The organism is Turicibacter sp. GALT-G1 (assembly GCF_025594995.1).
Taxonomy (GTDB): Bacteria; Bacillota_I; Bacilli_A; order MOL361; family Turicibacteraceae; genus Turicibacter; species Turicibacter bilis.
Map to the genome: position 1 here is coordinate 12,330 of NZ_JAMQUS010000065.1, position 23,677 is coordinate 36,006.

The 23,677-nt window shown below is 34.4% G+C and carries 23 protein-coding genes and 1 riboswitch; of the genes, 1 reads left to right on the top strand and 22 read right to left on the bottom strand.

What is annotated here, in order from left to right; all coding sequences use genetic code 11:
• Positions 1–24: 24 nt before the first annotated feature.
• From NEH74_RS11145 to NEH74_RS11160, 4 genes are all read right to left on the bottom strand, one after another.
• Complete coding sequence (locus tag NEH74_RS11145) at positions 25–774, bottom strand: amino acid ABC transporter ATP-binding protein (RefSeq protein WP_055304659.1); 750 nt, start codon at positions 772–774, stop codon at positions 25–27.
• A gap of 11 nt (positions 775–785) precedes the next feature.
• Positions 786–1,535 (bottom strand): amino acid ABC transporter permease, encoded by a 750-nt coding sequence (locus NEH74_RS11150; protein ID WP_055277456.1) that lies wholly within the window; start codon positions 1,533–1,535, stop codon positions 786–788.
• A 13-nt stretch (positions 1,536–1,548) separates the two neighbouring features.
• Positions 1,549–2,358, bottom strand: a complete 810-nt coding sequence (locus NEH74_RS11155) for a transporter substrate-binding domain-containing protein (RefSeq protein ID WP_055304675.1) — start codon at positions 2,356–2,358, stop codon at positions 1,549–1,551.
• A 78-nt stretch (positions 2,359–2,436) separates the two neighbouring features.
• Positions 2,437–2,603: riboswitch (Lysine riboswitch) on the bottom strand.
• Between the two features lie 133 nt (positions 2,604–2,736).
• Positions 2,737–5,082, bottom strand: coding sequence for an endonuclease MutS2 (locus tag NEH74_RS11160; RefSeq protein WP_055277451.1), 2,346 nt, complete (start codon positions 5,080–5,082; stop codon positions 2,737–2,739).
• 316 nt (positions 5,083–5,398) lie between these two features.
• Between NEH74_RS11160 and rnhC the strand changes: the two genes are divergently transcribed.
• Entirely contained in the window at positions 5,399–6,316 is a 918-nt protein-coding gene (gene rnhC, locus NEH74_RS11165; RefSeq protein WP_055304657.1) for a ribonuclease HIII, read from the top strand.
• Between the two features lie 268 nt (positions 6,317–6,584).
• On the opposite strand, the gene NEH74_RS11170 is transcribed toward rnhC, so the two are convergent.
• The 18 genes from NEH74_RS11170 to NEH74_RS11255 form a co-directional block, all read right to left on the bottom strand.
• On the bottom strand, positions 6,585–7,865 hold the full coding sequence (locus NEH74_RS11170; protein WP_055275026.1) for a rhomboid family intramembrane serine protease: 1,281 nt from the start codon (positions 7,863–7,865) through the stop codon (positions 6,585–6,587).
• A 17-nt stretch (positions 7,866–7,882) separates the two neighbouring features.
• Positions 7,883–8,797 carry an RluA family pseudouridine synthase gene (locus NEH74_RS11175; RefSeq protein WP_055243170.1) on the bottom strand — a complete coding sequence of 305 codons (915 nt, stop codon included), beginning with the start codon at positions 8,795–8,797 and terminating at the stop codon, positions 7,883–7,885.
• A gap of 115 nt (positions 8,798–8,912) precedes the next feature.
• Positions 8,913–9,380, bottom strand: a complete 468-nt coding sequence (lspA, locus tag NEH74_RS11180; protein WP_055243171.1) for a signal peptidase II — start codon at positions 9,378–9,380, stop codon at positions 8,913–8,915.
• 671 nt (positions 9,381–10,051) lie between these two features.
• Entirely contained in the window at positions 10,052–10,528 is a 477-nt protein-coding gene (locus NEH74_RS11185; protein ID WP_055243172.1) for a deoxycytidylate deaminase, read from the bottom strand.
• A 36-nt stretch (positions 10,529–10,564) separates the two neighbouring features.
• Positions 10,565–11,524, bottom strand: coding sequence for a DUF4097 family beta strand repeat-containing protein (locus NEH74_RS11190; protein WP_055243173.1), 960 nt, complete (start codon positions 11,522–11,524; stop codon positions 10,565–10,567).
• 300 nt (positions 11,525–11,824) lie between these two features.
• On the bottom strand, positions 11,825–11,974 hold the full coding sequence (locus NEH74_RS11195; RefSeq protein ID WP_156344103.1) for a hypothetical protein: 150 nt from the start codon (positions 11,972–11,974) through the stop codon (positions 11,825–11,827).
• Positions 11,975–12,222: 248 nt separating this feature from the next.
• Positions 12,223–14,958, bottom strand: coding sequence for an isoleucine--tRNA ligase (ileS, locus tag NEH74_RS11200; RefSeq protein WP_055243174.1), 2,736 nt, complete (start codon positions 14,956–14,958; stop codon positions 12,223–12,225).
• A gap of 333 nt (positions 14,959–15,291) precedes the next feature.
• The gene (locus NEH74_RS11205) at positions 15,292–15,708 is read right to left on the bottom strand and encodes a DivIVA domain-containing protein (RefSeq protein WP_055243175.1); all 417 of its coding nucleotides are present in this window, start codon (positions 15,706–15,708) and stop codon (positions 15,292–15,294) included.
• 14 nt (positions 15,709–15,722) lie between these two features.
• Positions 15,723–16,493: an RNA-binding protein gene (locus tag NEH74_RS11210; protein WP_055304654.1), complete on the bottom strand. Its 771-nt coding sequence runs from the start codon at positions 16,491–16,493 to the stop codon at positions 15,723–15,725.
• Complete coding sequence (locus NEH74_RS11215) at positions 16,490–16,744, bottom strand: YggT family protein (RefSeq protein ID WP_055243177.1); 255 nt, start codon at positions 16,742–16,744, stop codon at positions 16,490–16,492. Before NEH74_RS11215 ends, NEH74_RS11210 begins: the two co-directional genes overlap by 4 nt.
• 5 nt (positions 16,745–16,749) lie before the next feature.
• Positions 16,750–17,250: a cell division protein SepF gene (locus NEH74_RS11220; protein ID WP_055243178.1), complete on the bottom strand. Its 501-nt coding sequence runs from the start codon at positions 17,248–17,250 to the stop codon at positions 16,750–16,752.
• A gap of 44 nt (positions 17,251–17,294) precedes the next feature.
• Complete coding sequence (locus NEH74_RS11225; RefSeq protein WP_055243179.1) at positions 17,295–17,954, bottom strand: YggS family pyridoxal phosphate-dependent enzyme; 660 nt, start codon at positions 17,952–17,954, stop codon at positions 17,295–17,297.
• 107 nt (positions 17,955–18,061) lie between these two features.
• Positions 18,062–18,328 (bottom strand): YlmC/YmxH family sporulation protein, encoded by a 267-nt coding sequence (locus tag NEH74_RS11230; protein WP_055304652.1) that lies wholly within the window; start codon positions 18,326–18,328, stop codon positions 18,062–18,064.
• Positions 18,329–18,457: 129 nt separating this feature from the next.
• Entirely contained in the window at positions 18,458–19,237 is a 780-nt protein-coding gene (gene sigG / locus NEH74_RS11235; protein ID WP_055304650.1) for an RNA polymerase sporulation sigma factor SigG, read from the bottom strand.
• Positions 19,238–19,343: 106 nt separating this feature from the next.
• Positions 19,344–20,054 (bottom strand): RNA polymerase sporulation sigma factor SigE, encoded by a 711-nt coding sequence (sigE, locus tag NEH74_RS11240; protein WP_055243182.1) that lies wholly within the window; start codon positions 20,052–20,054, stop codon positions 19,344–19,346.
• 28 nt (positions 20,055–20,082) lie between these two features.
• Positions 20,083–20,856 (bottom strand): sigma-E processing peptidase SpoIIGA, encoded by a 774-nt coding sequence (locus NEH74_RS11245; RefSeq protein WP_055275015.1) that lies wholly within the window; start codon positions 20,854–20,856, stop codon positions 20,083–20,085.
• A gap of 292 nt (positions 20,857–21,148) precedes the next feature.
• A complete protein-coding gene (ftsZ, locus tag NEH74_RS11250; protein WP_055275014.1) occupies positions 21,149–22,297 on the bottom strand; it encodes a cell division protein FtsZ in 1,149 nt (382 codons plus the stop codon).
• A gap of 27 nt (positions 22,298–22,324) precedes the next feature.
• The gene (locus NEH74_RS11255) at positions 22,325–23,647 is read right to left on the bottom strand and encodes a cell division protein FtsA (protein ID WP_238581157.1); all 1,323 of its coding nucleotides are present in this window, start codon (positions 23,645–23,647) and stop codon (positions 22,325–22,327) included.
• Between the last annotated feature and the right edge of the window lie 30 nt (positions 23,648–23,677).

Below are 23,677 nucleotides of genomic sequence, written 5' to 3' on the forward strand. Positions count from 1 at the left end.
AAAAATATGAACTGAATAACTCTCCTAAAGGCTCTTAGATAAATAACGATGTAAGAATTCTTTTGTACGCTCTTGCGTTGGATTTATGAAGATTTGCTCAGGTGTGCCTTCTTCAGCAATAACCCCTTTATCCATAAAGACCACACGATCACTAACCTCTTTTGCAAACCCCATTTCATGTGTTACCACAATCATCGTTAATCCTTCATCCGCTAACTGTTTCATGACATCTAAGATACCACCAACCATCTCTGGATCGAGTGCACTAGTTGGTTCATCAAACAATAACACTTCTGGATCCATACAAAGGGCCCGCGCAATGGCAACACGTTGCTTTTGCCCTCCTGATAGTTGTGTACTACTACAGTTTGCAAATTGCTCCATTCCCACTTTTTTTAAATAAAACATCGCTTTTTCTTTCGCTTCTTCTTTACTTCGTTTTAAAATTTTAGTTTGACCAATCATACAATTTTCCAAAACCGTCTTGTTTTGAAATAAATTAAAGCTTTGAAATACCATTCCCACTTTTGTTCGATGATGATTAATATTAATATTTCCCTTTAAAATATCTTTTCCGTAATATAAAATTTCTCCACTATCTGGATTCTCTAATAAATTAATACAACGTAAAAGAGTTGATTTCCCGCTTCCACTTGATCCAATAATTGTAATAACTTCTCCTTTTTTTACATGAAACTCAATGTTATTTAAAACTTCTAAATTCCCAAAATGTTTTTTCAAACGATGGATTTCAATAATATGATTCGCTTCCACTATGATCCTCCTTAGTCAAGCGTATTAGGTACAGTTTGTGACGCTGGAAAAGATGTTTTAGGCAGATTCATTCTTTTCTCAATAAATCGCAAAATTTGCGCCGTAATCGTTGTCAACACTAAATAAATCAAACAAGTAATAAAAAATGTTTCTGAATATAACATCGCACTACCAGCTACTGATCGTGATTGAAAGAAAACTTCAATCACCCCAATGACATTTAGCATCGAACTATCTTTGATATTAACGATAAATTCATTTCCGATAGATGGGAATGAATTTTTGATGGCCTGTGGTAAAATAATGTACCTCATGGTTTGCGAGCTCGTCATTCCAATACTACGTGCAGCTTCAATTTGCCCCTTATCAATGGATTGAATCCCAGAACGAATAATCTCCGCCATATAAGCACCCGTATTCACAGAAATAATTACAATCCCTGCTGTCATCGCATCCCACCCAAGGACAGGTCTTAAGGCATAATATAAAAACATTGCTTGCACCATCATCGGCGTTCCTCTAAAGAACCACACATACAACCCCACAATCCAATGTAATACTTTTTTTATAGCCTTAACTCCCATCGAATCACGAGGTTCGATGGCAATGGCACGAATCCCTCCTAAAACAAGACCAATAACTAATCCAAATATTGTTCCCAATAAGGCTAATAATAATGTAATTTTAATCCCATACCAAAATAAATTAAAATTATTTGTAAATAAATCAAAAGCTTTCTCAAAAAAATCAACTTGAAACATCATAAACACCCTCTTACTCTCCTGTTGGCGCTGTTTCGCGTGCAGCATTCATCCATTCCTGACGTGTCGCTTCAGAAATTTGATCTAAAGCAGCTTGTACGTTATTAAAGAAATCTGATCCGCGGCTTCCTTCTTTTAACCCAATTGATACAGATGTATCTACATCAAATCCTTCCCCATCAGCAAAATGAACAATCGTTAAACTTGGATTTGCTTGGACAACCCCTTCGGCAACTGGTAATTCAGCTGTGATTCCATCAGACTCTCCTGATAATAGGGTTTGAACTAATTCAGGATAGCTTGAGCGTGGCGTTAAGTGATTCACTTCTTTGATTTGATCAATGATTTCATCATAATTTGTATTCATTTGTCCGATGACATTAGCTTGACTAAAATCATTAATGGAAGTGGCATCCACATAGTTTCCATCTTTTTTAACTATCATAACCATTTCTGATTCAAAGTATGGTGTTGTAAAGTCAATTCCTTGTTCACGTTCTTCATTCGCTGTCATCCCTGCAATAATGGCATGAATTTCTCCTGATTGAAGTGCTGGCTGTAATCCATCCCAATCTAATTTTTTAACAACTAATTCTTTCCCCAGTGTATCTGCAATTTGTGAGGCCACTCTTACATCATAACCATCACATAATCCCGCTCCACCAATTGAAACAGCTGTTTCCGTTTCCTTATCTGTTTGCCAGTTAAATGGAGCATAATTACACTCCATTCCTACAATAAATTGATCTTCTGAATTTGCTCCGTTTGCTCCACAGCCAACTAACAACGAACCTAATGCTAAAACTCCAATAAACTTTTTCATATCAATCATTCTCCCCTTTTGATTTTCTTCAACAAAAAAAGTCGTGCTATTAAACACGACTTACTTTTTAAAGTTCGTTTGATTAATAGCTCCACTTCATTTCTGAAGGAGTGTTACAGGTATTCCCTGCAACCCCAAGCTAAGCATCTGCCAATGCTAGCTTTCGGCGATGATTACCTTTCCTATCTTTCACTGTCTGCCGACTCCGGATAATACTCTGATGCACCGCTACCTCTATACGATTTTTCTTGTCTAAATGTAATATACCATTTTTTAACATAAACCTCAAGCGTCTTCAGGGAATTTTTGGATAAATTTACGCAGTAACTTAATAATTTGGTATAAAAAAAGACATAGGCAATCCTATGTCTTTAATTATTATTTTAACTCAACCACAGTTGCTCCTGTACCACCTTCACCAGCACCACCAAATCTAAATGAAGCAACATGTTTGTTTTTCTTTAAATATTTATGAACCCCTTGGCGAAGAGCTCCCGTTCCATGCCCATGAATGATTGTCACGGTTTGATATCCTGCTAACAGGACTTCATCCATATATTTATCTAAACGTAACATCGCATCCTCATAACGTTCCCCACGTAAGTCTAGTTGAATCCCAACGTTTGTGTTACGTTTATGAATCATTTTACCTTTGCCTGAATCTTTTTTCTTCACTGATTGACGTAAATATTCTAAATCTTCTTCTTTAATGTTTACTTTCATCATTCCAAGTTGAACCATCCAGTCACCATTTTTTGTTTTCTCAATCAGTTCTCCTTGACGATTTAATGAAAGTACCATGACTTCATCTCCTGCTTTTAGTGGAGCCTTATTACGTGCTTTACGTTTAAACTGCTCTGCTTGTTTGGCTTCTGATTTTTTAAGCGACGTTAGTTTTTCTGTTAGTTCATGATCTTTAATACTTAAGTCAGCCATTTTCTTTGCTTGACGTAAATCCGCTACAATTTGTTCTGCCTCTTCTTTTGCCTGACGGATATTTTCAAAAGCTTCCTTTTTAATCTCTTCTAAGACACGTTCTCGTTCAGCTTCAAACTTTGCAATCTTACGTTCATAATCAAGACGCATCTCTTCTACTTCTTGATTTTGTTTTTGTAATAATTGAATTTCATGATCTAATTCTAAACCACGATCTTCTAATTTCGTAATTAAATCAGTCATTTCCGTACGTTCTGTTTCAACATACGCACGAGCTGTTGTTAAAATCGCTTCTTTTAACCCTAAACGTTTTGAAATTTCAAACGCGTTTGAACGACCTGGTACCCCAACTAATAAACGATAGGTTGGCGATAATGTTTCAATATTAAACTCCACTGACGCATTAATGACATCATCATTTTCATAGGCATATGCTTTCAACTCCGGATAATGGGAAGTCGCAATGGTTCTTGCACCACGAACCTTCACATAATCTAAAATAGAAATAGCTAAAGAAGCTCCTTCTTTTGGATCGGTTCCTGCCCCTAACTCATCAAATAAAATTAAGCTATTCACCGTTAAACGTTCCATGATTCGAACAATATTTGTCATATGTGATGAGAAAGTTGATAAACTTTGTTCAATGCTTTGCTCATCACCAATATCAGCAAATACATGATCAAAGATTGCTAATTGTGATGTTTCATGAGCTGGAATTAAAAGTCCAGCTTGTGCCATTAAAGTTAATAAACCAACCGTTTTTAAGGTAACAGTTTTTCCTCCTGTATTTGGACCTGTAATCACAATCGTTGTATATTCATCTCCTAATTCAATATCATTAGGAACAACGACTTTTTGATCAATGAGTGGATGGCGTGCCGCAACTAAACGGATGATTCCTTTTGTATTCATTTTTGGACGTGTTCCATTAATCAAACGTGCATATTTTCCTTTGGCAAACATGAAGTCGATTTCACCTAACACCTCTACGTTAACAGCCAACGCGTCAACGAATTTTTTCACTTCTTCCGTTAAAGCGCGTAAAATACGTTCAATTTCACGGCGCTCTTCCACATGATACTCTTGTAATTTATTATTTAAATCAACAACTTCTTTTGGTTCAATAAAATAAGTATTTCCTGATGAGGATTGATCATGAACGGTTCCACCAAATGTATTTTTAGCTTCGGCACGAACAGGTACAACATAACGTTCATTTCGGATGGTAACAATCCCATCTGTTAATTTATTACGACGTTCTGAGACGACGTGATTTAACTTTTCTTTAATACGGGCTTCCGTACTTTGAATCGAACGACGAATATTTCTTAATTCAGATGAAGCACTATCTAAGATGTACCCTGTTTCATCAATACAATCATTAATTGCTGTCTGTAAACTATTTAATGAGACTAAACTATTCACTTGAGACGAGAAAATTGGGGCGTCTACTTTAATTTCATTTAAACGTTCTGAAAAAGTTTTCAATTGTGAAACCGCGTATAATAAACGGCTAATCCCTAATAATTCTTGAGCACTCAACATCGCAGAAATTTTAGCTCGTTTGATGGCTTCTGTAATGTCTGTGACCCCACCTAATGGGGCTTCACCCAAGGCTAAAATAATTTTTAACGCTTCATCCGACTGATTTAACGAATACTCCACTTGTTTCTCATCAATGGATGGGCTTAAATACTCCACTCGCTTTTGTCCGAGTGAACAAGCACATAATGAATCTACCGTTTGTTTAATTTTATTAAATTCTAATATTTGAATGGCCTGTTTCATTAATCTCACTCCAACTGCCTAAAAAATGCAAAAATTTTATCTTTATTATTTTAACACAAAACATTCTAAAAACCTAGTATTGTTCTCAAGACACAAGACGTTCTATCGTAAAACAAATGACTCTAAAAAAAATAGAGACAATTTCTTATATTTTTCGCACTTCAACACTATTTTAAGGCCAATCCACCTCAAGTTTTCATTCCCACCATAAAAGCATAAACCTATAAAAATCCAACCTTTCTTCTCTCATTTATAATAGGAAATTTTTTCGTTTTCTGTTAAAATCATAATATCATAAAGAAGGGTTGGTGATGAGATGGCTTCAACAATTACACTTACAGTCTCTCAACAAATGTTAGAAAAAATGTATCAACACTATACAAATCAAATTATTAAAGTACCAAATCATACATTATTCCAAGCGAAAACCTCAAACTGTACCATCACAGCTTATTTAAGTAAAAAGGTTGTCTTTCAAGGAAAAGCACCTGAGGTAGAAGCTCAAAAGTGGCAAACGACAACTCAAGCAGCGACTGCTAAAGCTAAAACATCCAGCTCAAAACTTCCAGCGAATATCGCAAGTTTAAGTGCAATTGGTTGTGATGAAGTCGGAACGGGTGATTACTTTGGTCCACTTGTTGTTTGTTGTGCTTATGTCCCAGAAGAATTCATTTCTAAATTGCAAACAATGGGAATTAAAGATTCTAAAGCATTAAAAGATCCAGAAATCTGTGATCTAGCTAAACAAATTGAGCCTCTTATTGCCCATCAGGTGCTGATTCTTCCAAATGAAAAATATAATACGATGGTCGATAGAGGAATGAATGCTAACTCGATTAAAGCGTTCTTACATAACCAAGCGTTGATTAAGTTAACAAATTCACTTCCTCACTATCCCTCATATTTGATTATGGATGAATTTGTGAATGAAAGAAAATATTTTGACTATTTAAAAGGATTACCCAAACAACCAACGATTATTAAAGAAAATCTCCATTTTATCCAAAAAGGAGAGTCAGTTCATGTTGCAGTCGCCGCTGCTTCAATTTTGGCTCGTGCATCATTTGTTAAATATATGAATATCATGAGTAAAAAGTTAAACTTTGATTTACCAAAAGGAGCTGGAAATCCAGTTGATGTAGCTGGACGTCGTTTTGTTCAACAATTTGGACCAGAAAAACTCAAAGAATTAACTAAATGGCACTTTGCAAATACGAATAAAATCTTAAAATAAAAATATATAAATCCCAATCAGTTTTCCAAAACATAAAAACTTTTAACAAGACTATAGGATATCTTGGTATAAAATATATTTCTATTCCTATATAGACTAATCTAATTAAAAAGTACCTTATGATATAGACCAAGAAAAAAGCCTATACGATAAGGTACTTTTTGTTATACTACTTTTTAATTAGTACAGTCTTTTTATATTGTTGACAAAGGGCGGTAAATACGGGCACATATAAAAAGAGCTCACATCAAGTTGAGCTCTTTTAAAATTATTTTTTAAATAGTTCATTAAAATCTAACTGAAGAGTTTCTATAAATTGTTCAGCTTTTTCAAGTTGATCCGTTTGATAATAATAAGCAATCATAGCTCTATTATACAGCGTATAGTCTGTTTGTTTAGTAATTGCAGCACCACGATTAAATAATCCTACTAACAAGACAAGAATAGTGGCACCTGCTAATATCGTACGCGATAAGTAATATTTATGTTTGGGTAATCCGGTAATACTTGCAATTAAGAATCCTCCTAAAAAGCCTCCCAAATGTCCATAAAAATCAATATTAGGTTCTAAAAATATCCATATGACTGAGAATAATAAAATCGGTAGCACAAGAGTTCGAACAAAATGCATAAACATTTTACGACTTTCGATTCCAAGAAACAATAACGCTCCAAGCAAGCCATAGGCAACGGTTGAAGCTCCAATGGATAATCCATCAATAAAGGCATAGCTGCATAAATTTCCAAAAATCGCAGATCCAATGATGATAACTAACATTCGCCACCATCCAAATACATGCTCAACCATTCTTCCAAATTGATAAATAAAGACAAGATTAAACAATAAATGCATTAAATCTAAATGTAAAAAAGCCGGTGTTATTAAACGATAATACTGTCCTGCTAAAATGAGTGGATTATACTTAGCACCATAATCAATCGCAACAGCAGCAAACCATTCATTAATCGGTTTAAACTGTAAAAAAGCAAAAATAGCAATTAAACACACAATAAATCCGTATGTAATAAATGATTTATTTTGAAACATTAGCATTTTTTTTACCTTCATTGCTTTTTCTTTCGTGGCTTGTTGCATGAGAGGGATCAACTCAATCATTGAACGTTCTAACTGTGCTTCTTTTAAATGTGGGAATAACTGTTGTAATTCCACATCTTGTTTTAAATCACTCGGCTGATTAACATGAACAATCTTAAGATACTTACGATGAGACTCTAGAAAACGTGAACTATATTGGTCTAAATTAAGGATAATGACATTTAATCTTCCCATTAAGTATCGACGACGAACACGTGAACGAACAGCATCTACCTGATTAAAGAATTGAGTGGCTTGATGTTCATTAAAGAGATTACGTTGATTGATATAAATCAATTGAACAGTTGGATGAGATAAGTTTTCTAACCAAATATCTCGTTCATTACCTACATAAACGTAATTTTCCTCAACTATGAGATAATTAATAATATTCATGGCAAGCTCACTTTGAATATCAATTCGTATTTCTTTCATCACACCTTGATTGCTCATGTTTAAATCACCTATACCTATCCTAAATTTTCAAGACTCTCAAGTGCCTCCTCAAAATATGAAGGAAGTGGCGTTGAGAATTCTAAATACTCCCCGGTCTTTGGATGATCAAATCCTAAAATTGCTGCATGTAAAAATTGACCATGCTCCCCACCAATTGTTTTGCGTGGACCATATTGTGGATCACCCGCTAATGGATATCCAATGTATTTCATATGGACACGAATTTGATGTGTACGCCCTGTTTCAAGACGACATTCAATTAAGGTAAAATCTTTAAAACGTCTTAACACTTTAAAGTGAGTGACTGCATGTTTTCCACCTTCAATAACTGTCATTTTCTTACGATCTTTTGGATCACGACCAATTGGTGCATCAATCGTTCCATTATCATGAGGAATAACACCATGTACAAGGGCAATATAACGACGAGTCACTGTTTTTTCCACTAATTGATTCACTAACGATTCATGAGCTAAATCATTTTTAGCTACCATTAATAATCCTGATGTATCTTTATCAATACGATGGACAATTCCAGGACGTAATACGCCATTAATTCCAGATAAATTTTTAGCTTGAGCCATTAAACCGTTAACTAATGTTCCACTCATGCTACCTGGTGCTGGATGTACGACCATTCCAGATGGTTTATTGACAACAATCACATAATCATCTTCATGAACAATGTCTAAATCCATTTCTTCAGGAACAACATCTAATGCTTCTGGTTCTGGAATAGTAATATCGATTTGATCGTTTAAACGACATTTATAATTTGCTTTTTCATTTTTTCCATTAATTAAAACTTGTTGATCTTTAATTAATTGTTGAATATATGAACGTGATAAATCGCTAAATAATTCACTTAACACTTTATCTAAACGCACACCTACTAATTCTTCTGGTACTAAGACTGTTTCTTGTTCCATAAACGCCCATCCTTTCACAAAGCAGAAAACTATTTAAGCATTTACTACTTATCTTGTTGCAATTTTATTTCTTTATGTCGATACACTGGTGTAGGAATAAATGAAGCTTTTAAATCTATGATTGTGAGTGACGTTTAATATCTAAAATGGCATCCACAGCCATTAAGAATACCCCAATACATAGGGCACTATCTGCAATATTAAAAATCGGGAAATCGTAACCAAAAATATACGTATTAATGAAGTCAACGACATGTTGATACATCACGCGGTCAATGAAGTTTCCTAATGCACCACCTAAAATTAATGATAAGGCAATCACTAGCAACTTTTCTTTTTTTATATCTAATTTTCTAATCCATAAGATAACCAAACCAATGACCACTAATGTCACAACATAAAAGAAAATCATTTTCCCTTGTAAGATTCCCCATGCTGCACCTTCATTTCGGTGAGAGGTGATATATAAAAAGTTATCAATCACTGAAATAGATTGACCTAGGGTCATGTATTTCACAACTAAAAATTTAGTTAATTGATCGACGATAATCGTCACAGCGACAATCGCTAAAACAAGCCACATTTATCTCACTACTCCTTTAGTATTCGTTTTATTTTGACATTTTAACATTATAACAAACAATTCTATTTTTGTATATAATATTTCCCTATTGTGGAAAGCACTTCTTAATACTTTTTCATCTCTCCTTATTCTTTTGATAAAAAGAACATCAATACATAAGTCTATTTTACTATTTTTGGAATAAATAATCACCTCTTTCTGATTCTTAAAATGGGTTGGGTACACATTCTATTTAGATTTCAACTCTTATACAAACAAAGTATCTATCTACACCTTCCCCCCATCTTATTTTATAAGGATAATCATGATAAATATGAATTCACAGCTAAGCTGATACCATTCATTTGCTCTTTTCTATATCTTAATTATTAACTTTTTTTCAACTGTATGTTTTATCAATATCCTTCTTAAATAATGCAGTGAAGATTCATGATTCTATCATTGCACTTTAATCATTGAAACTGCTATCATACGGTGAAAAATTAAGTTTACCTTTTAATCGGTCATAAAAAGATGAGTAAAGCTCTAATTTCATTAGTCAATATCCCCTTTATTATGCCATTCTTTTTTAGATTAATTTCCATAACCTTTATTAATCGTACCTTATTCAATGACTAATAAAAAAATAGCCACTAGTTTTCTAGTGGCATCAAATTCATGCTTTTAAAAAATTATTTCATTTCTGTTTCAACAGTAATTTTAACTTCTTTCATTTGACGGTACTTCACTCCCGCTGCATCTAGCATTCGCTTTGAAGCAAGGGTGCTATCAGTATGCGCATACTTATCACTCATATAAATAATTTCCTCAATTCCAGATTGAATAATATATTTTGCGCATTCATGACACGGGAATAATGAGACATATAATCGGCATTTTTTTAAACGAGTTGTACTATTTAAAATTGCATTTTGTTCTGCGTGAACCACATAGGGATATTTAGTTTCTAGAAACTCACCTTCACGTTCCCATGGGAATTCAACATCTGAACATCCGTGTGGAAATCCATTGTAACCAATCCCAACAATGCGATTATCTTCATTAACAATACATGCACCTACTTGTGTTTGAGGATCTTTACTTCTCATGGCTGAAAGTAATGCTATTCCCATAAAGTATTCATCCCAACTTAAATAATTTTCACGCATATAATCCACTCCTATATTGCTCTTAATGATTCATCTTTAATTATAACTGATATTTAAAATATTTGCTTGAATTTCATGATTTTTCTGTAGCCCTGAAAGTTTTAGCGATTGAATTTGATAGGTTGAATCTTCATTTACTAACTTAAAGCTTCCATTTAATTTGTCAACCGCAATCTCACTCAGGTAGATATTATACCCACTAAAGTCGCCATTGACCGTTGAAGTAGATAACCCACGACCTGAGATATCTGATAATAAGAAATCACCCTTCACCGTTTCAGCAATAAATCGGTCAGCCTTGACACGTTCAACGTCTAAGCTTCCATTGACAGTCTGTAAACATAAAACATTACTAACATTACTATCGGTTACAAAAATCTCTCCATTTACTACCGAAAGGTTTGCTTGAGTAAATGCTGAGTGAGAAATGGTTACATCACCGTTTACTGTTGAGGCTGCTAAATCTATCCCTGATAACTCAATCATTACATCACCGTTGATTGTTTCTAGGTTCACATCTACTGATTCTGTCGGTACTTTAATGACTACTTGTGCTTTCTGATAATTATTCCACCCAAACAACCAAAATCTAACTTGTTTTTTCTCTTTGATTTGTAGTTCTCTTCCATCAAAATCAATTCGATAACGCTCAGGAACCTTCGTCTCAATCGCTACTTCTATGTGATCGCCATCTGTTTTTTGCACCGTAACATCTGCATTCACTAAATCTGCCTCAATATCTAACTGAATACCTTGCCAAAAATATTGACTTTCATAAATAGATTGACCATCTAAGCCGGTCTCATACGTTAAATTTGAAGTGAACTTCTTATTGAAATCTAATTGGAATTCATGATTTGTAAACTCCTCTACTTCTGTGATTATACGATTCAAACTATCTGGCAATTTCGTGACCTCATAAATCATCAAAGTGATTAAACTTCCAACAAAAAGAATCACCGCTAACACAATTGAATAGATTAAATACTTTTTCATGAAATCTCCCCCCTATGTATTTAAAATGACGGATGAAGTAGCGTCCAAGGACATATAGTCCATAGAAAAGTGTAATTTGGGTATTAACCAATAATATACTAATACTCAACAGCAAAAAAATAATGACCACGTAAAGTGAATCAATAAAAATGATACGGTAAAAGCTTCATTCCCCCAAACAATGAATCCTAAACCAGCTCAATCTACTGAAAAAGCTACTATTAAAAATATTGCACTCAAGGTGATAAAAAGAACTTGTTCTAAGGTCGGCTTCCCATTACTTCTCTTAGCCTCATTCAATTAATTAATAGCTGCATTAACTCCTTTTTTGACATGATTAATCACTTGTTCTTGATTAAAATTGAACTTTGAATCATATCCAAGTGCTTGTTTAGCTTCTTTAGTCACGTCTTTAGGTGAACTTAAACGTTGTAAAATTTGATCTTCCATAGTTCCTTCAGCTAACATCTAAGAAATTTGCTCTCGATAATTATCTAAAATATCTTCTCAATCATCTTCTAATAGCTACTTTAAGTCTTTCTTGAGTGCTTCTAGCCAGTTTTGTTTTTCAATCATTTTACAATTTATTCATTTTAATCCTAATAACGTTTTTCACTTTCCTTTATAGAACTAAGTTTTATATAAAGAGATTTGATATAAAAAAAGACAATAACCTAAAGGTTATTGTCTAAAAATTACTATCCATTCACAACTTCTGAACAACGAGGACAAATTCCTTGTTCGTTCACATCAGTTACAACTAACCAGCAACGGTCACATGTGTGTCCTTCGGCTGCTTTAACGACAACAGCTAATCCATCGAATTTTAAGGCATTTTCAGGAGCTGCTCCTTCTTCAATCACTAACTCAGAAACGATGAAGATTTGTTTTAAGTCAGCTTGTAACGACTCAAGTAATTCTTTCGTTTGCGCATCTGGATATAAGTGTAATGAAGCAGTTAATGATTTACCGATAACTTTCTCATTACGAGCCTCTTCTAATGCTTTTAATACGTCATGACGAAGTGATAATAATTGATTCCATTTTACAGTCACTTCAGCCGCATTTGCATACTCTTTTACAGTCGGCATATCAGTTAAGTAAGCTGACACTTCTGTGCTTCCTGGGATATATGAATAAACTTCATCCGCTGTATGAGGAATAACTGGTGCTAATAAGCGAACCATATCTGATACATGGTGATATAATACTGTTTGAATAGAACGGCGAGCTTTACTATCTTCTGCATCGATATATAAAATATCTTTCGTGAAATCTAAGTAGAATGAACTTAAATCATTTGAGATATAGTTATTCACTGTTTTGAAGACATCATCGAAACGGTATTCTTCATAGGCAGCTTTTAATTCTGCTGTTAATTCATTTAAACGAACCATCATGAATTGATCAACTTCATTTAAGTCTTCATAAGCCATTAAATCTGTTTCTGGATTAAATCCATGTAAGTTTCCTAATAAGAAACGGAATGTATTACGCATTTTACGGTAGCTTTCAGATACTTGTTTAATTAAGTCTTCTGAAATACGAACGTCTGCTTGGTAATCAACTGAAGCCACCCATAAACGAACGATATCTGCTCCGTAAATGTTGATTAATTTTAATGGATCGATAACATTCCCGATTGATTTAGACATTTTACGTCCTTGTCCATCTAAAACGAATCCGTGACTTACGACTGTTTTATATGGTGCACGCCCTGTCATCGCAACTCCTGTTGATAATGAAGAGTTGAACCATCCACGATATTGATCAGATCCTTCTAAGTATAAATCTGCTGGGTATGGTAATCCACGTTCAACTAATACTCCGTGGTGAGATGACCCTGAATCGAACCATACATCCATGATATCCATTTCCTTACGGAATTTACCATTTGGACTACCTGGGTGAGTGAATCCCGCTGGTAATAATTCTTCAGCTTCTAATTCAAACCAAATATTTGATCCTTTTTCACGGAATAAGTCAGCCACATGATTGATTACTGCTTCATCTAAGATAGCTTCTCCATCTTCAGCATAGAAGACTGGAATTGGAACTCCCCAAACACGTTGACGAGAAATACACCAGTCCGCACGATCTTTAATCATGTTTCCTAAACGAACTTCTCCCCAAGCTGGTAGCCAGTTCACTTCTTTGATTTGTTCCATCATTTGATCTTTTAATGCTTCAATTGAAGCAAACCATTGCTCAGTCGCACGGAAGATGATTGGTTTTTTCGTACGCCAGTCATGTGGATATGAGTGAGTGATGAATTTTAATCCAAGTAATGCACCATTCTCTTCTAATTTTTGACCAACAGCTTTGTTAGCATCTTCGTAGTATAATCCTTCGAACTCTAACGCTTCTTTTGTCATATATCCACGATGATCAACTGGGCATAAGACTTCTAAGTTATATTTACGTCCAACATTGAAGTCGTCTTCCCCGTGTCCTGGGGCTGTATGAACTAAACCTGTTCCAGCTTCAAGTGTGACGTGATCTCCTAAAATTAATAATGATTCACGGTCAAAGATAGGGTGTTTAGCTGTCATATATTCAAAATCAGAACCTTTATGAGTTGCAACCACTTCATAGTTTTCCCATCCGAACTCTTCCGCTAATTGTTTCACTAACTCTTTAGCAACAATGAATTTACGATCGTTAACAGCAACTGTCGCATACTCTAAATCTGCGTTCACACAGATTCCTAAGTTTCCTGGAATTGTCCAAGGTGTCGTTGTCCAGATAACGAACTCTTCATCTCCTGATAAAATACCTTTTCCATCTTGTACTTTAAATGCCACATAAATTGATGGAGATTTTTTATCATGATATTCGATTTCTGCTTCAGCTAATGCTGTTTCAGAAGATGGTGACCAATAGATTGGTTTTAACCCTTTGTAGATTAAACCGTCTTTAACCATTTTACCGAAGACTTTGATTTGCTCAGCTTCAAATTCTTTTTGTAATGTGATATATGGATTTTCCCAATCACCTAATACCCCTAAACGTTTGAATTGCGCTTTTTGTCCTTCAACTTGTTCTAAAGCATATTGCTTACATAATTCACGGAATTCAGCAATTGTTTTTTCTTTACGATTAACTTTTTTATTATTTGTTAAAGCTTGCTCGATTGGAAGTCCGTGTGTATCCCAACCTGGAATATATGGAGAATAGAATCCATTCATATTTTTATAACGAACAACAAAGTCTTTTAAAATTTTGTTTAATGCATGTCCCATATGAATATTTCCATTAGCATATGGAGGTCCATCATGTAAAACGAAAGGCGTTTTATCTTTATTTTTATCTAATACTCGTTGATAGACATTTTCGTCATACCACTTTTGCTCAATTTGTGGTTCACGATTTGGAAGGTTTCCACGCATTGGGAAATCTGTTTTAGGCATTAATAAGGTTTCTTTTAATTCCATCGTACGATCGCTCCTTTTTTATATTCCTCATATAGTTTGCGAAAATAAAAAAGAACTTTTCATCACATAAGGACGAAAAGTTCCGTGGTACCACCTTAATTCGCAGTAGAAATCAAAAAGCTACTGCCTCAAACTATTTATCGCATAGTATACGTCATGCTTTTTATCACATGAAAGCTCCTGGTTGATTCTATACTACTCTTTTTATCGGCCTTTCACCGTCACCGACTCGCTAGAAAAAAGTTGATAATATAGCATGGTCCACTCTTCGCTAATATTTACTATATTTGTTTATCATTTTAAAGAATTCAGTTAAAAAAATCAATAGATTTTTTAACTTTTTCCAAAACAATTTCGAATATCATCAACTTTTGTATTTAGGAAATCGATTAATTCATCTTTAATTTGTAGTTGTTGTTGCTCAAACAGTGCTGTTTCCTCCATGATCTTCTCTACATCACAAATGGCTTGCTCAATCATGACCTTAGAAATTTTTTCTGTTTCTTGAATGATTTTAATCGCATCGCGTTTGGCATGTGATTTCAATAATTCAATCTGTTCCAGTTCGGATTTCAAATGGGATTCAGAGTTTTCTTGCATAGTTTGCACTTCTTTTTTTAATGATTTATTTTGCTTTTCTAATGCTTCTATTTGTTCAATCAATAAACAAAAGACACGATAAAGTTCATCATCTGAAAACTTTCCCCACGATTTTTTCATCTGAGTCTTTAATATCTCTGCTGGCGTCATGTCTTCCCCCCTAACTACACTGTTTTCCCAATAATAACTACAATTCTTCCACTCTTAGTGATTGATTTTTGTGCCAATAGTTTATATCGTCCATATCGTTTAATCGAGATAACATCACCAATTTTACACTGATACGAGTGATTTTGTTCTAATTTAAAATTAAGTTGGATATTTCCTTGCTTCATGTATTCAAACACTTCGGAACGTGAAGCCTTCATCAAGCTAGCCACCACAACATCAAGTCTCATCGAACTGATAATATATTCATTTTCTTCATATTGTTCTAGCTTTTCTAACCCTTTGATATCGACCTTCAGGAGTGAGATAGGATGTCGTCCCACCTTAGTGAAATACTGCATAATAAACGATGCAAACTCTTCACAAAAAGCAACATAAATCTTCCCTGTCTCTAACACTAAAATATCACCGACCAACGCTCGGTCAATATTAAGTGCCGTTAGCGAGCCAAGAACTTGTCGATGTTCAATTGTCACTAGACGATGATGATACTGCACCTCATAACCAACCACTGTCTGATCAAACAACTCACCTGATAAATAAGCTGGGATAATAATGGCTCGTTTTCGTTCAGCATTTTTAAAGCCTCCCTCAAATCGAACCACTACATCCTCAAACTCATTCACCAATACTTGAACAACTTGTTGTTCACGTGGTGTTAAAAATTTTGTCTTTTTTATCTTATGACTATAATAAACTTGATGAATCCAGTCATTAACCTTCGTGACAAATTCATATTCGTGTTTATTAAAATGCTCGAGTCTCATAATAAGATATTAATTAATCCTTGCATAGCAAGATCTAACACGATAAATGCGATAATTGGTGAAAAGTCAATCATTCCAAGTGGAGGAATAATTTTTCTGAAAATTGACAAGTACGGCTCAACAAATCCACCAATGACACGCCCTAATTGTGTAGAACGACTTTCTGGAATCCAGCTCATTAAAATGTAAATAATCATTAAGAATTCATAAATTCTCAAAATAGCTGTAAATAATAATATGATTTGTGCCATATGTATTACTCCTCTATTTCTGGTTGTGTTTCGTTCATTGTCACTTGTCCTTCTGTTTCAACATTTTTTGGTGTACATAAGAATAAGTTTGTTCCAACGCGTTTAATATCTCCATCAATAGCATAGATTGTTCCACTTAAGAAGTCGACCACGCGTTTCGCTTGTGATTTTTCTAAGCGTTGTAAATTAATGAAAACCGGATAGTTTTCTTTTAAACAATCTGCAATATCTTGTGCATCTGAGTATTCATTTGGTTCACGAATAATAACTTTATTTAAATTGCTATCAAATTTTAGTTTATTTGTTTCTGTATTCATTGGCATCACAGTACTCTTTCCTTTATTTATCGTTTGATTTGCTGGATTTGATACAACTGTTAAATCTGGTTTAGGGGCTGGCGTTGGTTTTACCACTTCAGGCTCTTCGAACTCTTCTTCGAAGTCATCCATCTCATATTCCTCTTCATCTATTCCCATCATTGTTTTAAGCTTATCTTTAAAACTCATCTTCTTCTCCTCCTATAACTAATTCTCTTTATGTGCTGGATATACTAGTCTTGAAATAGAATGGACCCTAATCGTATATGGGTTGCTCCCTCTTCAATGGCAATCGTATAGTCATTACTCATTCCCATTGATAAATTTGAACACTCTACTCCTTCTAGATTTAACTGTGAAATACTGACCTGTAATTGCTTTAGCGATTTGAAGCAGTCGCGAACGATGGTCTCATCTTCCGTATTTGGAGCCATTGTCATAAGCCCAATCACTTTAATGATTGGATACTCTTTTAAAGCTTGTAAGAACGGAATCACTTCCTCAGAACGAAGACCATGTTTGCTCTTTTCTCCACTTACATTAACTTGAATAAAGCAAGGTAATGGCTGTTGTCGGTATTTCTGTATTTCTTTTGCAAGTGATAAACGATCGAGTGAATGAAGGCAAGCAATCTCATTAATCACGTCCTTCACTTTACGTGACTGTAAGGTCCCTATAAAGTGCCACTCAATAGGTAAAGATAATTGGCATTTCTTCTCTAACAAAGAATCCACACGATTCTCACCCATCATCGTAATTCCACTTTCAAAAAGTGCAATCATTTGCTCTGGATCAGCATATTTTGTTGCAGCAACAATGTTTACAGCTTGTGGATCAGTAGTAAATGATTGGATATTTTGTCGAACTGCATCGACGTTTTTTTGAATATTCATATTACACACCTATCAACTAATAATATTACTGCATGATACTATAAATTATACCATATTTCATATTGAATGGAAAATTTTTTTACGATGTATCTCGTAAATATGACAGCTTAATATTCATTTAATCGCTGAGCCACATTCACAATAATTACATCTTCCCCAATTTTCAAAATTTGATTCCATGGGACGACAACCGCTGATTCATCTTTCGAAAAAAAACTAACAAATCTCATAGAAGGTTGTACTGTAATTGCAATAATTTGTCCTGAGTTTGTATCAATTTTTAAACTAGAAACAAATCCAATACGCTCACCAGTCACCACATTAATTACATCTTTTTCTTCAATATCACTCAATGTCATAATTGAATCTTTCATCTTCTCCCCCGCCTTCTTATCTTTGTAATTTATTTTATGTACTTCTCTCAATAAATATGTAATATTCAAATTTACATTCAATTTTTATAGAAAAAGAATCAGCGCCAACAAACGCTGATTCTTTCATAATTAACTTTTCATCATTTCTTCCATAATTTGTAGAGCATTCTTTTCTAAACGTGACACTTGCGCTTGCGAGATTCCAATTTCAGCTGCAATCTCCACCTGCGTTTTTCCCATGAAATAGCGATCATGGATAATACGTTTTTCACGTTTACCAAGACGTTTAAACCCTTCTTCAAGCATCAATTTGACACTCCATTTTTCATCCGTAATACTGTCGTCTCTGATTTGATCAATCAAATGAATAGTATCTCCACCATCATTGTAAATAGGAGAGAAAATTGAAACAGGATCAGAAATGGCCTCAACAGATAAGACAACATCTATCGGCTCAACACCTATTGCCGCAGCAATCTCTTCATTGGTCGGATCACGCTGTAATTCAATGGATAGCTGGTCCTTCATCTGAAGCACTTTATAAGCGGTGTCTCTTAAGGAGCGAGAAACACGTAATGAGTTATTATCTCGTAAGTAGCGTCGAATTTCACCAATGATCATCGGAACAGCATACGTCGAAAACTTCACCTCATGTGATAAATCAAAATGATCAATAGCTTTCATTAAACCTAAACACCCAACTTGGAAAAGATCATCTAGATTTTCTCCTCGGTGATTAAATTTTTTTATTATACTTAGAACTAATCTTAAATTACCTTTAATTAATGTCTCTCGGGCACTCATATCACCACTTTGAAATTTTTTGAATAATTCAACCATTTCTATATTTGTTAATACTTCTAATTTTGACGTGTCTACACCGACAATATCAACTTTATGTTTAGACATGATGGCCCCTCCTGTTGCATTACATTGTTTCTACAAAGAAGTATGAGCAACATCATGTCATATCATTCATGATTTACCAGTTTATTATTATCTTTTTTTCGACATTTTACTTTGTTTTTAGAACTTCTTTACGAATTTTATCGATGATTTTTTTCTCTAGTCGTGAAATATACGATTGGGAAATATCAAGTTTTTGTGCAACCTCTTTCTGCGTTAACGGATCCTCACCACAAAGTCCAAAACGCATATACATAATCTCTCGCTCACGACGTTTCAAACGGTTAATCGCATCAAACACAAGTTGTCGTTCAACATCCTCTTCAATATCTTTATAAACCTCATTCTCCTCTGTTCCTAAGATATCTGAAAGTAATAATTCATTTCCATCCCAGTCTACATTTAATGGTTCATCTAATGAAACTTCGTGTCGAATTCTGTTAGTCTTTCTAAGGTGCATTAAAATTTCATTTTCGATACATCGTGAAGCATACGTGGCTAATTTAATATTTTTATCCATCTTAAACGTTTGCACACCTTTAATGAGTCCAAGCGTTCCAATACTAATTAAATCTTCCAAATTAACACCAGAACTTTCAAATTTCTTTGCAATATAAACCACTAACCTTAAGTTGTGCTCAATGAGTGTTTGTCTTGCTCGTTCATCTCCAGCCTGAAAATTTGTTAAAATTCTGAATTCCTCATCTTTTGATAATGGTTCTGGTAACGTTTCATTTCCACGAATATAATTAACATATTTCTTCTTACGTTTAAAAACCCTTTCAAACCAATTGATAAAAAACATCATTAAAGACTGCATTCCACTTCCCCCTTAACTCCCTATCCTTTTATATACTTCTAACCATACTTGGCTGTAATAAAAAATCATACTCATAAAACTGATTTTCTACTACCCCTATCAGCACGTTTCGAACAACTTGGTCATTAATTAATAATAATGTTGGTTTAAAAACTAGTAAGTGTTGTTGGTCATCATTAATCACAGAATAACTGGTAGACCAAGATGATATACGATGCTTCATTAAAAAATCTTCCATCGATTCTTTACAAAACATTTCTTTTGGAACCATCATGATAGGCAGCGCTGTTTTTTCATCTATTAGGTGATTTCCAGTATCCACAAAACCACTCCCCTTAATTTCAATCGGTCCGCAAAAAATACGCACATCATAAATAAATTGATTGATTAATTGTTGATCGTTCAACCAGCGAACCTTTAATACATAGATTAAAGTAACGATAAATGCTAGAACAAGTAAAATTAAAATGTATGGAATGATTGTTAAATCAAATTTAATGAAATGACTAATAGTATAAATCGCTCCACTTAAAATAAGACTTAAACAATAGAAATACAATACTTTGGTCATAAAACACTTGATGTTTTGTTTTGAAAATACAATGGCTAGCATCACAAATGGAACTAACCCTACTAAAGTCGTAAAATCCATCATAAATAACAATGTACTGAGAACTAGACTACTGATTAATCCTAAGCTTAAGCGAGAGAGTCTCATTTTTTCATCAGTTAGGATAGCAACACCATTTAAAATAAGGTAATCATATATCAAATTTTGAATGATGAATAAATCGATGTACATAAACCCCCTCCTTCTTCTAACGATGATTACCTCTACATTTTATCCGACTGAGAGTGTAAAATCTGTCAATTCTTTGTTGCTTATTCATTTTATTTAAGACGGATATTATCTTTTTTCGTAAAAACTTTTATTGTTCAAGGTATAAAAAGTATATCTAATATATAAAATACATATATATTGATATCTTTTAATCTCGCCTTGAGTAAACTATTCCACTTACTGAGCCACACTTTCTCTTATTACAATTAACTCATCTTTATTAACAAATAAAAAAAGAGAGCTAAGCTCTCTCTTATTTATAACGGTTCATTAACCAGTTCGGAATCATTTCTACACTATCTCCACCAAATGGTTGACGTTTTGGTTGAGATGGTTTTGGTTGTTCAGCCGATGGTTGTGTTTCCTGCTCTGATTGAGGTGTTGATGTTTTCTTGTTACGATTATCACCAATTAACATTTCAACTGGCTTTGCTGTTGCATTTGTTTCGTCAAATCCAGTTGCGATGACTGTAACGATTAAATCTTCACCTAAATCAGGGTTAATTGTTGCCCCATAAATAATATTAATCTCAGTTGTTGATGCATCACGAATTGTACGTAACGCTTCATCAACTTCAAATAGGGCAATATCCATCCCACCAGAAATATTGATAATTGCATCCGTTGCTCCATCAATATCATTTTCAAGTAATGGACTTGCAATAGCTTTTTTAGCAGCTTCAGTTGCACGGTTTTCTCCCGTTCCAAGACCAATTCCCATGATTGCTGAACCTTTGTTATGCATAACCGTTTTAACGTCAGCAAAGTCAAGATTGATTAAACCTGGTACTGCGATAATTTCTGAAATTCCTTGAACCCCTTGACGCAATACGTTATCCGCTTCACGGAATGCTTCTAACATTGGTGTTGTACGATCAACGATTTGTAATAATCGATCATTAGGAACTGAAATTAATGTATCAACATTAGCCTTTAGTTCCGCGATTCCACGTAATGCGAAATCAGTACGACGTTTTCCTTCAAATGTGAATGGACGCGTGATAATCCCAACCGTTAACGCTCCACTTTCTTTTGCAGCTTTAGCAATAACAGGGGCAGCACCTGTACCAGTTCCACCACCCATACCACAAGTGATGAAGACCATGTCAGCTCCTTTTACTAATTCTTTAAGCTCGCTTAAATTTTCTTCGGCAGCATGTTGACCTACTTCAGGATTTCCACCTGCACCTAAACCACGAGTTAAATCACGTCCAATTTGGAATTTGCGATCAGCAATAGCAAGATTTAATGCCTGTGCATCTGTATTAACAACCACAAATTCTACACCTTGTACATCATTTTCAATCATTCGGTTGACAGCATTACTACCTCCACCACCAACACCAATTACAATAATTCTTGGGGCATACGTAAACTCATTTCCAAATCCGAAACCTTCCATCCCTGAAACCTCCTCTTACTTTTACTTCTATTCTACTTTTTCATCAAATATCATATCGAAAATACGGACTAATACACCACTGTTTTCTAACTTATGATCCATAAATGTTCTGTCATGCCCTTTTGTTTTAGGTGTCACCTCTGTTGATATAGATTCAACCATACTCAAAGGTGAATCTGGTATGACATTCGCATATTGGTCAAAGTCAATTATATTACTTTTTTGTCCAGTCAACAACGACATTTCATGAATAAATGTTGCCATCCCAATTAATTTTACATATTTAGCACTTCTAGCTCCAAGCATTGAAGGAGTAAAGACAGTTACCTCTTGAGCAAAGATTGCTTTTGCTAACAAATTAAACCCTTCAATCTCACTTGCACCACCTGTAAATATATATTGCATCTGGTCATGTTTATAACAATTTTCAATTAAATATTGTTTAACTACCTTCAAAATTGCTTCATAACGAGATGTAATAATATCTGTTAACATCTGACGTGTAACACAGACAAACTGACCATCTAAATCATCAGCATAAATAATCTCGGGAGCAGTTGATTCATGATAAATTCGACCAAAGTTTAACTTTAACATTTCTGCTGTCTGTTCATCTACTTTAAATGCATCACTTATGTGTTGTGTCACATCTTTTCCACCCGTTGATAAAGAGACAGAAGAGACAACTTTACCTGAGTGAACCACTGTAATTGTTGTCATATCCTTCCCGATATTGACATGGCAAGCTCCTTTTTTCAACTGTTCTGACGTAAGAGCGTACATCGTTTCTGCAACACTTCCCAAAACAATATCTGCAATTCTAAATCCTGCTAATTCAGCGATGTTAATTAAGTTGTAAACTAACGAGGCAGAGGCAGTGACTTTTTGTGCATGTAAGATCAATTGTTTTCCAATAATACCAAGAGGGTTTTGAATCGCATTTTTATCATCTACAACAAAAGCTCGCGGCACAATATTAATGGCTACTTGATCATGATATGTTGGCTGATTAATAATATCACGGAACAACTGTTTGATATTAGCATGACTAATTGGTTGATTAGGGTCAAGCTCCAACGAATTAGCCACATTATCAATGCGACATTCTACGCTAGGAACAGCTAATAAAACATTTTGAATGTCTTGCTTTAAATCTGCTTCAACATTAGCTTTTAATAGCTTTAATTTTTCAACGATTTGATTCACATTGACGACATTTCCATTTTCAATTCCAGTTGCTACAACGGATTGCTGCGATAATACATAGAGGCGCTCTTGCCTAATATTACACACCATCATTCTAGCTTCTGCACAACCTATTTCTAAGCAAGCATAAATATTATTTTTCACCTCAAACCACTCCACTAACATATGGGTCTA

Coding starts and splice junctions, on each gene's coding strand:
- NEH74_RS11150 (WP_055277456.1), bottom strand. CDS start 1,535: ATGTTTCAAGTTGATTTTTTTGAGAAAGCTTTTGATTTATTTACAAAT.
- NEH74_RS11155 (WP_055304675.1), bottom strand. CDS start 2,358: ATGAAAAAGTTTATTGGAGTTTTAGCATTAGGTTCGTTGTTAGTTGGC.
- NEH74_RS11160 (WP_055277451.1), bottom strand. CDS start 5,082: ATGAAACAGGCCATTCAAATATTAGAATTTAATAAAATTAAACAAACG.
- rnhC (WP_055304657.1), top strand. CDS start 5,399: ATGGCTTCAACAATTACACTTACAGTCTCTCAACAAATGTTAGAAAAA.
- NEH74_RS11170 (WP_055275026.1), bottom strand. CDS start 7,865: ATGAGCAATCAAGGTGTGATGAAAGAAATACGAATTGATATTCAAAGT.
- NEH74_RS11175 (WP_055243170.1), bottom strand. CDS start 8,797: ATGGAACAAGAAACAGTCTTAGTACCAGAAGAATTAGTAGGTGTGCGT.
- lspA (WP_055243171.1), bottom strand. CDS start 9,380: ATGTGGCTTGTTTTAGCGATTGTCGCTGTGACGATTATCGTCGATCAA.
- NEH74_RS11185 (WP_055243172.1), bottom strand. CDS start 10,528: ATGCGTGAAAATTATTTAAGTTGGGATGAATACTTTATGGGAATAGCA.
- NEH74_RS11190 (WP_055243173.1), bottom strand. CDS start 11,524: ATGAAAAAGTATTTAATCTATTCAATTGTGTTAGCGGTGATTCTTTTT.
- NEH74_RS11195 (WP_156344103.1), bottom strand. CDS start 11,974: ATGGAAGATCAAATTTTACAACGTTTAAGTTCACCTAAAGACGTGACT.
- ileS (WP_055243174.1), bottom strand. CDS start 14,958: ATGGAATTAAAAGAAACCTTATTAATGCCTAAAACAGATTTCCCAATG.
- NEH74_RS11205 (WP_055243175.1), bottom strand. CDS start 15,708: ATGACGCCAGCAGAGATATTAAAGACTCAGATGAAAAAATCGTGGGGA.
- NEH74_RS11210 (WP_055304654.1), bottom strand. CDS start 16,493: ATGAGACTCGAGCATTTTAATAAACACGAATATGAATTTGTCACGAAG.
- NEH74_RS11215 (WP_055243177.1), bottom strand. CDS start 16,744: ATGGCACAAATCATATTATTATTTACAGCTATTTTGAGAATTTATGAA.
- NEH74_RS11220 (WP_055243178.1), bottom strand. CDS start 17,250: ATGAGTTTTAAAGATAAGCTTAAAACAATGATGGGAATAGATGAAGAG.
- NEH74_RS11225 (WP_055243179.1), bottom strand. CDS start 17,954: ATGAATATTCAAAAAAACGTCGATGCAGTTCGACAAAATATCCAATCA.
- NEH74_RS11230 (WP_055304652.1), bottom strand. CDS start 18,328: ATGAAAGATTCAATTATGACATTGAGTGATATTGAAGAAAAAGATGTA.
- sigG (WP_055304650.1), bottom strand. CDS start 19,237: ATGTCTAAACATAAAGTTGATATTGTCGGTGTAGACACGTCAAAATTA.
- sigE (WP_055243182.1), bottom strand. CDS start 20,054: ATGCAGTCTTTAATGATGTTTTTTATCAATTGGTTTGAAAGGGTTTTT.
- NEH74_RS11245 (WP_055275015.1), bottom strand. CDS start 20,856: ATGTACATCGATTTATTCATCATTCAAAATTTGATATATGATTACCTT.
- ftsZ (WP_055275014.1), bottom strand. CDS start 22,297: ATGGAAGGTTTCGGATTTGGAAATGAGTTTACGTATGCCCCAAGAATT.